The organism is Gilliamella sp. B14384G10 (genome assembly GCF_016101685.1).
GTDB classification, from domain to species: Bacteria; Pseudomonadota; Gammaproteobacteria; order Enterobacterales; family Orbaceae; genus Gilliamella; species Gilliamella apis_A.
The window spans coordinates 218,277-230,813 of record NZ_JACFQA010000003.1; the positions used below are offsets into that span (position 1 = coordinate 218,277).

Annotated in this window: 14 protein-coding genes; 9 read left to right on the forward strand and 5 right to left on the reverse strand. The window is 33.8% G+C overall.

The genetic code is table 11. The features are described from left to right. Positions 1 to 18: 18 nt before the first annotated feature. The 6 genes from H3T54_RS09325 (at position 19) to H3T54_RS09350 (ending at position 4,686) form a co-directional block, all read left to right on the forward strand. Positions 19 to 720, forward strand: coding sequence for a response regulator (locus H3T54_RS09325; RefSeq protein WP_173795327.1), 702 nt, complete (start codon positions 19 to 21; stop codon positions 718 to 720). 159 nt (positions 721 to 879) lie between these two features. Next, positions 880 to 1,836 carry a glutathione S-transferase family protein gene (locus tag H3T54_RS09330; RefSeq protein WP_198222219.1) on the forward strand — a complete coding sequence of 319 codons (957 nt, stop codon included), beginning with the start codon at positions 880 to 882 and terminating at the stop codon, positions 1,834 to 1,836. Between the two features lie 26 nt (positions 1,837 to 1,862). Then, on the forward strand, positions 1,863 to 2,603 hold the full coding sequence (locus H3T54_RS09335; RefSeq protein ID WP_065613951.1) for an amino acid ABC transporter permease: 741 nt from the start codon (positions 1,863 to 1,865) through the stop codon (positions 2,601 to 2,603). Further along, positions 2,600 to 3,358, forward strand: coding sequence for an amino acid ABC transporter ATP-binding protein (locus tag H3T54_RS09340; protein WP_198201259.1), 759 nt, complete (start codon positions 2,600 to 2,602; stop codon positions 3,356 to 3,358). The genes H3T54_RS09335 and H3T54_RS09340 overlap by 4 nt, the downstream gene beginning before the upstream one ends. An 18-nt stretch (positions 3,359 to 3,376) precedes the next feature. Continuing rightward, entirely contained in the window at positions 3,377 to 3,802 is a 426-nt protein-coding gene (locus tag H3T54_RS09345; protein ID WP_065613954.1) for a GNAT family N-acetyltransferase, read from the forward strand. Between the two features lie 62 nt (positions 3,803 to 3,864). Continuing rightward, entirely contained in the window at positions 3,865 to 4,686 is an 822-nt protein-coding gene (locus H3T54_RS09350) for a transporter substrate-binding domain-containing protein (protein ID WP_198201257.1), read from the forward strand. Between the two features lie 6 nt (positions 4,687 to 4,692). On the opposite strand, the gene H3T54_RS12105 is transcribed toward H3T54_RS09350, so the two are convergent. Both H3T54_RS12105 and H3T54_RS09360 read right to left on the reverse strand, forming a co-directional pair. Beyond that, positions 4,693 to 4,959 (reverse strand): GyrI-like domain-containing protein, encoded by a 267-nt coding sequence (locus H3T54_RS12105; protein ID WP_198222220.1) that lies wholly within the window; start codon positions 4,957 to 4,959, stop codon positions 4,693 to 4,695. After that, positions 4,911 to 5,132: a hypothetical protein gene (locus tag H3T54_RS09360; RefSeq protein ID WP_198222291.1), complete on the reverse strand. Its 222-nt coding sequence runs from the start codon at positions 5,130 to 5,132 to the stop codon at positions 4,911 to 4,913. Before H3T54_RS09360 ends, H3T54_RS12105 begins: the two co-directional genes overlap by 49 nt. Before the next feature lie 329 nt (positions 5,133 to 5,461). On the opposite strand from H3T54_RS09360, the gene H3T54_RS09365 reads away from it, so the two are divergent. Then, entirely contained in the window at positions 5,462 to 6,325 is an 864-nt protein-coding gene (locus H3T54_RS09365) for an RNA ligase family protein (RefSeq protein ID WP_173795297.1), read from the forward strand. Next, the gene (locus tag H3T54_RS09370) at positions 6,322 to 7,461 is read left to right on the forward strand and encodes an AAA family ATPase (protein ID WP_198222222.1); all 1,140 of its coding nucleotides are present in this window, start codon (positions 6,322 to 6,324) and stop codon (positions 7,459 to 7,461) included. Before H3T54_RS09365 ends, H3T54_RS09370 begins: the two co-directional genes overlap by 4 nt. Positions 7,462 to 7,520: 59 nt before the next feature. Here H3T54_RS09370 and H3T54_RS09375 read toward each other — a convergent pair whose 3' ends face one another. Beyond that, positions 7,521 to 8,921, reverse strand: a complete 1,401-nt coding sequence (locus H3T54_RS09375) for a glycoside hydrolase family 1 protein (protein WP_198222223.1) — start codon at positions 8,919 to 8,921, stop codon at positions 7,521 to 7,523. A gap of 10 nt (positions 8,922 to 8,931) precedes the next feature. Next, on the reverse strand, positions 8,932 to 10,791 hold the full coding sequence (locus tag H3T54_RS09380; protein WP_198222224.1) for a beta-glucoside-specific PTS transporter subunit IIABC: 1,860 nt from the start codon (positions 10,789 to 10,791) through the stop codon (positions 8,932 to 8,934). Between the two features lie 659 nt (positions 10,792 to 11,450). On the opposite strand from H3T54_RS09380, the gene H3T54_RS11995 reads away from it, so the two are divergent. Beyond that, positions 11,451 to 11,585 (forward strand): hypothetical protein, encoded by a 135-nt coding sequence (locus tag H3T54_RS11995; protein ID WP_255518885.1) that lies wholly within the window; start codon positions 11,451 to 11,453, stop codon positions 11,583 to 11,585. Between the two features lie 38 nt (positions 11,586 to 11,623). On the opposite strand, the gene citG is transcribed toward H3T54_RS11995, so the two are convergent. Next, positions 11,624 to 12,523 carry a triphosphoribosyl-dephospho-CoA synthase CitG gene (gene citG, locus H3T54_RS09385; protein ID WP_198222226.1) on the reverse strand — a complete coding sequence of 300 codons (900 nt, stop codon included), beginning with the start codon at positions 12,521 to 12,523 and terminating at the stop codon, positions 11,624 to 11,626. Positions 12,524 to 12,537: the final 14 nt, after the last annotated feature.

Here is a 12,537-nt window from a genome sequence, read left to right on the forward strand (position 1 = left end):
AACAGAGGTGAATAAAGTATGTATGAAATAAAAGAAGATACAATTAAAGTTCTTATTGTTGAAGATGAGCCCATTTTAGCTGAATTAAATGCCGAATTTATTCAACGAGACACCAAAGTAGAAGTTATTGGAATCGCTGCAACTTTGGAAGAAGCGAAAGTGATGGTTGAAAAATTAAAACCAACATTAATTTTATTAGATAATTACCTACCTGATGGAAAAGGAATTGAATTATTTGAATATATTATTAATAATAATTTAGATTGTTATGTTATTTTTATTACTGCTGCGAGTGATATGGATACCTGTAGTAAAGCGATACGTTTTGGCGCTTTTGATTATTTAATCAAACCGGTATCTTATCAGCGCTTAAAACATTCACTTGAACGTTTTGAACTGTTTTTATATCGTCAAAGTTTGCAAAAACATGTGAATCAAAGACGTATTGATGAACTTTTTAATCTACAAACTAAAGACTTTGTTGATATTAATCGCCACTCCAAAGGTATTGAAGAAATTACCTTACAAAAAGTTAAAGATCTATTTATGCAAACAAATGAACCGCAAACAGTAGATCAAATTGTCGAAAAAGCCAATATTAGTAAAACCACCGCTAGACGATATTTAGAATATTGTGTGCAAACTAAATTATTAACGGTTGAGCTTAACCATGGCAAAATAGGTCGTCCTGAAAGGCTTTATAAAAGATTAGGAAAGTAATTTTTTTCGCAAAGTTGGTTATTAATCCTACGTTATATAATTTATGATTATATAAATATGCTTATTGATTATTTTATTGCCTAAATATTTGATGCTAGATTGAATTAATCCAATTGTTGGATGATTTAAATTGCAGTATCAAAGAATAGGAGTAAGCGTATGTCTATAGGAAAAGTAGTAACGACTGAAAATAATGAAATCAGTAAAGATGGTGCTTTTGTCCGTCAAACTAACCGATTTGACACTCCCTTTGGTAATGAACCTGGCTTGTTACCTGTTGAAGCAGGTCGTTATCGACTGATTTGGGCTGCAATTTGCCCTTGGGCTCATCGCCAAATGATAGCCATCAAGTTATTGGGTTTAGAGGATGTTATTAGTGTAGGTAAGGTTTCTCCTATAAGAACACCACATGGTTGGGAGTTTTCACTTGATCCCAATGGCGTTGATCCGGTGTTAGGGATTCGTTATTTACCGGAACTTTATGCTAAAACCGATCCAGAATATAATGGGCGAGCAACAGTTCCTACCGTAGTAGACGTAAAAACTGGCAAAGTTGTTAACAACGATTATTTTAGATTAACTAACTATTGGGAAACTGTTTTTAAGCCGTTTCATAAAGCTGGTGCACCAGATCTCTATCCAGAACATTTGCGTACTGAAATTGATAAATTGAATGATGTGATATTTCATGAAGTTAACAATGGCGTTTATAAAGCAGGCTTTGCTCGATCACAACCAGCTTATGAGCATGCTTACCATCTCGTTTTTAACCAGTTAGATAAATTAGAACAACGATTAAGCAAATCTCGTTATCTTTTTGGTGATAACATCACTGATTCAGATATCCGTTTATATGTCACTTTGGCTAGGTTTGATGTTGCCTATTACGCTGCATTCAACACTAATCGAAATCGAATTATCGATTATCCTAATTTATGGGGTTATGCCCGAGATCTCTATCAAATTCCCGCTTTTGGCAATACGACTGATTTTGAGGCGATTAAAAAAGGTTATTTTTTGAGTAATAACGCCCATAATCCTTATGATATTTTGCCGTTAGGGCCTGATGTTAGTAATTGGAAAACACCACATAATAGAGATAAACAATTTAGTTAATTAATTTTAATATTGGGATAATGCAGATGCCAAATATTATTGATTTTGGATTGATTTTCACCCAAATACCGACGTTACTGGCTTATTTGCCAGTAACACTCTTTATCACCATCTTTTCGATGTTACTTGGCGTAATATTAGGTCTAGTTATTGCAATAATTAAAATGAATAAAATACCGGTATTAACGCAAATAGCAGCGGTATTTGTTTCATTTATAAGAGGAACCCCATTATTGGTACAACTTTATTTAAGTTTTTATGGCCTACCAATTTTATTACGTTATGTTAATTACTTTTTTGATACAGATTTTAATATTAATGGGCTTCCGGCAATATTGTTTGTATTGATAGCCTTTTCTTTTAATGAAGCAGCTTATAACTCTGAAACAATTCGTGCCGCATTACAATCTGTAAATAAGGGGCAAATCGAAGCTGCACAATCGTTAGGTATGACATATAGTCAAGTTTTACGTCGTATTGTTATTCCTGAAGCATTTATAGTTGCACTGCCTAACTTAGGTAATACTTTAATCGGATTACTAAAAGGAACTTCACTGGCATTTGTTTGTTCGGTAACTGAAATGACTGGTAGAGGTAAAACTTTAGCTGGTCATAGCTATCGTTATTTTGAAGTTTATATTTCACTGGCTCTAATTTATTGGGCATTAACCATATTAATTGAATTATTAGTCAAATATTTAGAGAACCGATTAACGATTAGTGAAGATAAAAATACTCCAAGTTACCGAAGAGGGAAATGGCTATGATTCATGTTAATAATCTCACTTTATCTTTTCATGGTAATTGCATTTTAAATCAAATTAATTTTGCTATTAAACCACATGAAATCGTTGCAATTATTGGCGCATCGGGAGCAGGAAAATCGACCCTTTTACGTTGTTTAAATTTATTGGAAAAACCTCAAGCTGGTAATATCACTATTGATAACATGTCGTTTGATGTCAGTAAATCTAAACGAGATCAAATTGTTAAATTTCGTCAACAAACAGCGATGGTTTTTCAACAGTTTAATCTTTTTCCACAAAAGAATGCTTTAGAAAATGTTATGGAAGGGTTACTGATTGTAAAAAAATACTCTCGAGAGAAAGCTGAAAAAATTGCTTACGACAAACTCGTTGAAGTTGGTCTTGCTGATAGAGTAAACCACTATCCAAAACAACTATCAGGTGGTCAACAACAAAGGGTTGCTATTGCGAGAGCGTTAGCCATGAATCCTAAGGTTTTATTACTTGATGAACCTACCTCTGCATTAGATCCTGAGTTAGTCGGCGAAGTATTGGCAACGATAAAAATGGCGGCAAAATCGGGTATTACGATGATATTAGTTTCTCATGAAATGAGTTTTGTGCATGATATAGCCAGCCGAGTTTTGTTCTTAGATAAAGGGCAAATTATTGAAGATGGATCGCCTAAACAAGTTTTTTTAAATCCTGTTCATCAAAGAACAAAAGATTTTTTATCTAGATATTATTCAGCAATGCAAATGGATTATGAGATTTAATCAGTAAATGAGGTACTAATGGGGATTATTATTCAACAACACTGTGATGATATTAATTGGCAAGAAGTTGCTGATTTACTGGCATTTTATGGCCTAAGTTCGTTCGATGCGATAACTCAAGAACAAGTCTTTAAAAGAAGCTATGCGGTAGTTTTTTTATTGGAGAATAATCATGTGGTGGGGGTGGGTAGAGCACTATCAGATGGAATTTGTCAGGCAGCGATTTATAACATTGCTTTGGCTAAACACTTACATGGTCAGCAATATGGTAGGCTAATTGTCGATAAGCTTATTGAACAAGTAAAGGATTGTAATATTATTCTTTATACACATCCTCAAACGGTTGAATTTTATAAGAACTTAGGTTTTGATTTAATGAAAACTGGTATGGCCATATATCAAACAGATCATCGGCAGCAAATGAAAGAAATGGGATTCATTTAGATAGCCTAATTGACTAGCATTTTAATAATATTAACTAATTTTAACTACAGAGGATCGGCGTTATGAATCTAAAAAAATGGTATAGCTTTTTGATCTTGGCTGTTTTATCACTGATTGGATGTGATAATCAAAATAAAAACACCCAAAGTACTAAAGTAGAAAAAATCGTTATTGCAACATCAGGCGCACCAAGTCCTTTTACGACAGTCAATGATAAAGGAGAGCTGACTGGCTATGATATCGATGTGGTTAAAGCCATATTTGCCAAACAACCACAATATGAAATTAATTTTGAAATTACAGAATTTCCATCGGTACTTGCAGGACTTGATTCTCAAAGGTATCAAGTTGGTGCTAATAATTATGCAATGAATGAAAAACGTAAGGAAAAGTATTTTTATTCCGATCCAATCTTTAAAAATCAATATGTTATCGCTGTGGCTAAAAATAATAATAATATCAATCGTTTTAGTGATCTTAATGGAAAATCGACAGAAGTATCACCGGGACTAAACTATGCTACAGCTTTAGAAACCTATAATCAGCAAAACCCTAATAATCCTGTCAAAATTGTTTATAGTGAAGCTGATCTATTACCTGTTTTGCAACATGTTGAAAACGGTCAATATGATTTTCAGTTAATTGATAAAGTAATGTTATCGCAATATATTAGTGAACATCATCTCAATTTAAAAATAATTGAATTGAGTAAGGAAGATGAAGATCGTATTGCATCACCATTTAGTTATCTTTTAATTAGTAAAAGTAGTAGAGGGGAACAATTAACCAAAGATATCAATGAAGGTATCAAAAAAATTATTAGTAGTGGTGAACTAGCACAAATTAGTCAGCGTTATTTTGCTGCTGATTATTCACCTAAATAATGAATATCAATGGTCTAACAGCGGTAAATAAACATCCGTTATCATCTGTTCTAGTTTAATGGTCGGACCAACATTGACATAATGAAAAATTGGGGGGAAATCTCCCAGTTTTTCTCCGCTATTTGGTAACCATTGTTTGAGTAAATAAATAATAGCTTGATTATGATATCTCGAACCAATATCTCTGGTTTTTGCACAGCGGAGTTGGGGAATCGTTTTATTTATTACTCCATAAATGTTAGTAGTAATAGGTTCATCAATAGCGATACCCAAATCGACATGATGTAGTTCCGGCAGCGTTGATTTGGATTGGTATAATGAATGCCGTAGTTTCTATATTTATTATCTAAAAGCTGATTTTCTTGTCGCCATTTTATGAGTTTGTTCACTGATTCATGTTTTAACTCAGGCGTGCCATAATGCTCAATAACGGCTAACTGTGTCATCGGGAATAATACGATTTAGACATCCATATAAACCTCAAAATTTATCAATGATAATGATCTTGTCGAATCTTAACACTGATTAAATATATAAAAAAATCCAATTTCACTTGACAATAGATCTGCTGAAAAAGATAATGGCGCCGTTTTTTTAATCTAATATTTATATTTTTTGTGAGGTGGCAAAATGCCTGTATTTAACACTTTATCTTAATGCCGACATGGTATCTTCTATTTTATTGTCTTTTAGCTTTTTCTAAAGCGTCTACGTTGCAGTTCAATCTATAGATCTTCGCCTTGTCGGTTTTCCCTAATTTTTTGGAGAAAACAAAATGACAATGGAAACTTATATTCAAAATTTAGAATTAATTAAATACCCACGAACTCCACATTTGCAAAGTTCACGTTTACAATTTGGCGATAGTGAGCATGGACAGCTACCTTACGATCAGTTAGCAGGGCAATATATTGTGGTTGAAGAAAAACTTGATGGGGCCAACTGTGCAATCAGTTTTTCAGAAAGTGGTGAACTATTACTACAATCACGTGGCCATTACTTAATAGGAGGGAGTCGCGAACGTCAATTTAATCTATTTAAACATTGGGCAACGGTCCATGAAGGCTGGTTAATTGAACGTTTAGAAGATCGCTATATTATGTATGGTGAGTGGCTACATAAAAAACACGCTATTTTTTATGATGCATTACCACATTATTTTTGTGAATTTGATGTTTGGGATAGGCATAATAATTGTTTCTTATCGACTCGAAAGCGTCATGAATTATTGGCCGATGGTCCTATTTTATCTGTTCCTGTATTGTTTATGGGAATTGCACCAGAAAAATTAAGTGATTTATTAGCACTCGTGAAAAATTCTTTAGCTAAAACAATTGACTGGCGAAGTTGTTTTGAAAAAATTGTCACACAAGAAAAGCTTGATTTAATCAAAGCTTGGCAACAGTGTGATAACTCTGATTTGATGGAAGGATTATATTTAAAAATCGAATCAGCAAATACTACAACTGGTCGTTTGAAGTGGGTTAGGCAGGATTTTGTGCAAGCTATATTAGATGCTGGGCAACATCATTTACAACAACCATTTATTCCTAATCAATTAGCTAACAATGTTGAGCTTTATTCGCCACAACTAACAATAAATTGGAATAGTGGCTTAGTATTTGGAGGTGATTTATGAGTTATTCACAGTTACAACAAGAGATCGCCTACAGTATCAGCCAAGATAACTTTGACCAGTGGTTAGACTGTATTCCTGAGTTGAATAAATTGACTATTACACCACAAGATCCGATTTATCATGGTGAAGGAAATGTTTGGATTCATACTCAAATGGTATTAAGGGCTTTAATTGCTCAAGATGATTTTGCAGCATCTTCTGATGAAGATAAGTTTGTACTGTTTATGACTGCTTTATTACATGATATTGCCAAACCAGAAACGACAATTATTGATGAAATAAGTGGTCGAATTTCACAACCACGACATTCGCAAAAAGGCGAGATAAGTAGTCGAATATTATTATGGCGAAATGGCGTTCCTTTTGAATTACGGGAAAAAATTTGTCGAATTATCCGAGTGCATCAAATACCATTTTATGCTTTAAGTGATGATAATAACTATAAATCACCGCAATGGTTAATTCATCGGCTTTCATGGCAACTTCCTGTTTGGATGTTATGTATGCAAGCTAAAGCAGATATACTGGGTCGTATTAGTGCTGATAAAGCTCGAATGGTTGATGAAGTTGAACTCTTCAAACAATTAGCTTTAGAAGAACAGTGTTTATATCAACCACGGCAATTTATTGATGATTATACGCGAATACAATATTTTCGAGGTAGCAATGTGTTACCTGATTATGCGTTATATCCTCAAAAAGGACCTAAAGTCATCTTACTATCGGGGTTGCCTGCATCAGGTAAAAATAGCTGGATAAGTAAATACTATCCAAATTTACCGGTTGCATCATATGATGATGCTCGTAATCAACTTAAATTGAAGCATGGTCAAAATGAAGGTTTAGTGATTCAATTTGTATTAGCAAAGGTAAAACAATACTTAAGAGAGAATCAGTCATTTATTTGGAATGCTACTCACTTATCACGAGATATGCGAGAAAAAGCATTGGATTTACTTTATGCTTATCATGCCGAAGTTGAAATTGTTTATCTTGAGCAGTCAGAAAAAACATTATATCAACGTAATTCAAGTCGAGATACTAGCTTGCCAAACAAGAAAATTACTCAAATGCTTTCTAAATGGCAAGTACCATTACCGACAGAGGCACATAAGGTAACTTATCTAGTTAATTAGCAGTATTTAAATAAATTATGATGGGCCTTTCAGCGCCCATCATGTTTAGTTTTGCATTATTATTTAATACCGTTATCTTTGATGACTTGCTGATACCAATAAAAACTATCTTTTTTAATTCGATTAAGCGTTTTTAAATCATGATCATCTCGATCGACATAGACAAAGCCATAACGTTTTTTGAAACCTTGATGTGAACTTAGTAAATCGATAACTGACCATGGACAATATCCAAATAACTCAACACCATCTTCAATCGCATCATGACAAGCTAAGATATGCGATTTTATATAATCAATGCGATAATCATCATGTACTTTATTGTCAGCAGTTAAAATATCTGGTGTACCTAAGCCATTTTCTGTAATGATCAGTGGTAAACGATATTGGCGATAATATTCATTTAATACCAGTCTTAGACCCATAGGGTCAATTTGTGCACCATAAGTTGAGGCGACCAAATTTGGATTTTTCTCGATCTTGAAATAACCATAAAGATCAAAATCGATATCTTTTTCTTTGCTACCAAACGGATGGCTATCATCTTCTGGTAGGTAACTAGCCACTAACGTCCGATAATAATTTACGGCAATAAAATCTGGCTTAGCTTGTTTTAAAATTTGCGCATCTTCTGGTTGAGTAATAGGATAGATACCACAACGATTTAAGTAATTTTTATAATACCCTGGATAGTCACCAAAGCAGTACATTTCAAGTGCATAGTTGGTTTTGAAATTGTCATTCATTTTGGCGGCCCAAACATCCATGGGTTTGTTACTTGCAGGGTAGGTCATGGTTGATGATACCGCCGGTCCCACTTTACTACCAGAAATTAGTTCATGACAGTCATTGGTTGCCATCGCATGAGCAACAAACATATGATAATCCATTTGAGCTCTCACTTTTTCAACCTCATGAGCCGCAACTTTATACATGTTCATTCTTTCGTTAACACGGATCATCAGATTTTGTTCGTTATTAATCTGCCAATGTTTTACTCGATCGCCGAATGCTTGATAACATATTTGCGCATAACGTCTAAATGCATCAACACAACGACGATCTTGCCAACCATTATATTTATCAACTAAGGCGAATGGTAAATCAAAATGATAAAGAGTAATAAACGGAATGATATCGTTCTTGATTAATTCATTGATGACTTTGTTGTAGAAATTAATGCCTGCTTGATTTATTTCACCATCACCATCGGGAATAATACGCGCCCATGATATAGAAAAACGATAAGTTTTTAGTCCTAACTCTTTAAATAAAGCAATGTCACTTTCAACATGATGATAGAAATCACTGGCTACTTTACTATCGGCTTGTATTGCAGAGCGTTGAAATGAATTGTAATCGGCAACGGTCATTCCTTTCCCATCCGCATCCCACCCACCTTCAATTTGAAATGCAGAAGATGATGCTCCCCACCAAAAATCCTTAGCAAAAGCTTTCATAACTAAACCTCTAAACTTGAATGAATAATAAATCGTCTTTATTACTAACATGAGTTAGTTGACAATAATCTATATGTTTATATTGATCTGAATTAACCACAATAATCGAAGTTGTTAAATCAAATTGCTGTTCGATTTTTTCGATATTAAAGGAAACAATTTTGTTTCCTTTAGTAATATGTTGACCAGTTTCTACATAAGACTGGAAATATTTACCTTGTAAGTTAACTGTATCAATACCAATATGAATCAGTAACTCAATACCGTTATCTAATTTTAGGCCAATTGCATGTAAAGTCGGGTAGAGTACGGTAATGGTACAATCTGCTGGGGCAATTATTTCACCAGCTTTAGGGTAAATTGCTATTCCTTTGCCCATCGATCCTGAAGCAAATACTTCATCTTTAACTTTATTTAACGCAATAACCTCGCCGACAACTGGCGACAGAATGGTTGCATCATTTGTTAATGGTTGGCTAGATGAGGTTTGAATTGTTTTTGACTCTTCTTCATTTGCGATATCGTTAAAGCCAACAAGCATCGTCATAATGCATGAGCCAAAAAAAGCGAAACCTATACCAATTAAGTAACATAAGAAAGCTTTGGTTCCGGCTTCAGCATAAACCGGGATTGTCAGTACGCCTTGATTGGCAAAAGCGGTTCCATAAGAACCTCCCCAGCCCATTAAACCACCAGCGAGTGCACCACATATAACTGCACAAACCATTGGTCTTTTCAATCTAAGATTTGCTCCATAAATAGCCGGTTCGGAAATACCGAATAAGGCGGTTATTGTCGCTGAAGCAGCAACTGTTTTTAGATTCTTATTTTTAGTTTTAAAAAATACACCTAAAGCAGCGCCGGCTTGTGAAAAATTAGCTGCACCAGCAAAAGCAAGTAAACTTTGATGTCCTGTTTGGGCTACATCATTAATGCCGATTGGTACGATAGCGCGGTGGGCACCAAAAATAACTAAAATACACCATACACCACCAATAAATGCACCTAATAAGATAGGACTAACTCCCATAATGTAGTAATAGACCCAGTTTATAAATTCGCCGATATAGATACCAATTGGGCCGAAAATAAGTAATGTAGCTGGAATCATGACGAGCAATGAAAATGTAGGCACCATGATGATTTTTAACACTTCTGGAATAATATAATCTAGAAATCTTTGTACATAACTTAAAATGAACACCGCTAATATAATAGGTATAACACTTGATGTGTAACTAGCTTTGGTGAGTTCGATTGCAAACAGCGTGACTTCAGTTTTACTGGCCATTAAATTGACGATTGATGGATAACATAAAGTCGCACCAATAATCATAGAAATAAATTCATGAGCTTTGAAGACTTTAGCCGCAGTGTAACCTAATATAATTGGCATAAAATAGAAAACTGCATCTGATGCCGAATGTAAAATAGTGTAGGTGTTATAGCTTTTAATATCAGTCTGATAGTAATAGTTACCAATCATAACGGCAATAGCTAGAATTCCTTTTAGCATTCCTGATGCTGCGATAGCCGGAATAATTGGTGTGAAAATAGCGGCAAAAGCATTAAGTATTTTTACAGCTAAAGATAATTTAGGTTCCGTTTGATTATTTCGTATTACATCACCGACTAATGAGACTAATTGTTCATAAACTTTAGTGACTTTATTACCTAAAACCACTTGGTATTGTCCACTTCCTTCAACAACAGAAATTACACCTTCTGTTTGTAATAATTTTTCACGATTAGCGGTTTGGTTATCGTGTAATTGGAAGCGTAATCGAGTAAAGCAGTGGGTAAAATTAATAATATTTTCTTTACCGCCCACCAATTGTAAAATTTGTTGGGCTATTTTGGGATAGTCCATTATTTTCTCCATTACTTAAAGAATGGTTATACGTTGAAAAAAACTAAACACACTAAAAATTATCACCTTAATATCAATTAAAAATAAAACTAATTGATAATATTAATTTTTTTCAATTAAACTTAATTTTTGTCAATTTTATTGAGTGTTGCAAGCTAGCATAGTTTATAAGTTTAGACAAGTTTGTCTTAACTATTGCCAAATAATTTAATGAGAAATGTTGGTAAATAGGATAATTGTTGGTATAAAAAAGTGCACAAATCAAATAAGCTAAGGGAAATTTTAATAACTTTTTTCTTTTTCTGTGTCTGCGCAATATATCTATTATTCTTTATTAAATACTTTATTTTATAGTAATAAATTTATTGATAATTATTACTTATATATTGGTTAGCGCTTACTTTTTTTAATCATTATTAAGATTATGTTGGCTGGTTTTTAATTATCACCTTTTGTTTCCTAGCTTAATTCGATCAGAAATATAGCTATCAACTACAATACTTTTATCGATCCAATAATGAGTACTCTAGTTATAATTATTTAATTTTTTATTTTTTCTGTTATTAAAATGTTGTCGTCGTAGTTAGTAATTAAATAAAGTGTGAGATAGACTGAAGTATGAAGTGCTTTAATTTAGATTATCTTAGGATATTTACACAATGAATGACTACATTATTAATTTTGGGTTAGTGAATGAACCTGAAATGATGCTTAATAACGGCCGTTTATTTTACTTTAGCTGGCGTGACAATCGTTACGGTGCTTTTATCAATAATTTATTGGTTACCGCTTAACCATCAATTTTTATTAGAACATTTATAAGTTAAATGAGTTAATTTTGAGCTGCATAATGAGATAAAAACCATGTAACTGCGATAAGATCCGCTGAGCCACCAGGACTTAGGTGGCGTTTTATCAGTTCGTCATCTAACTTAGCAATCATTTCTAGTCCATTTGGATGCAAAACGCCACCTTGCTGGATTAAATATCTTGCTTCATTTTGCACGAATTCTAATCCGGCTAGTCCTCCTCTAGAAACTAGGTTTGTGTCTTGATTGTAAGCTAATAAGTATAGCATTGCTTGTAATAGGGCTGATTCTTCATCATAGCCACTATTCAACATTTTTTGATAAATTGGTAATGATATCTCACGTGCGGTTGTATATCCTGATTCAGCCTCGCCTCTTGCACCAGTAAGATTATGTTGTTTAAAAAGCCGTTCTCCTACTGAGTGGCTGCGGTTATTTTGTGATAATTCGTTATTAACCATACCGTGGCAAATGTTAGCTACCTCATTACAGATCATCGGAATAGTTGTCTGTAATTTAAGTTGCTCTAATTTACCTATGGCACTTAGTAATAGACCAAAGGCAAATATTCCACCTTTATGCGTATTAATCTGTTTAGTTGCACTAAACATTGCTGTTTCACATTCAAGGCCAATTGGTCGAATATTTGCTAAAAAATCAGGTGCTGCAACGTTGGCATTATGTTTTCCATAATTATAAAAACGTTCAAACCAATTTGAAATGGCATTAATACTTGTTATGAATGTTTGAAAACTCATATCGTGATGTGCGCCATTATTGTTCATATCTACCAATCCAGGTTTGGGTGATAAGCAGATCTCTCTAATTAATGCTTGTACCGCTAATATTGTCGGTGAGCTCAGAAAATTTTCACTTATTAATTTCGATTCTAAGCTAATTACTTGCGATAAATAATTACTCATGGAATAGGCTGCCT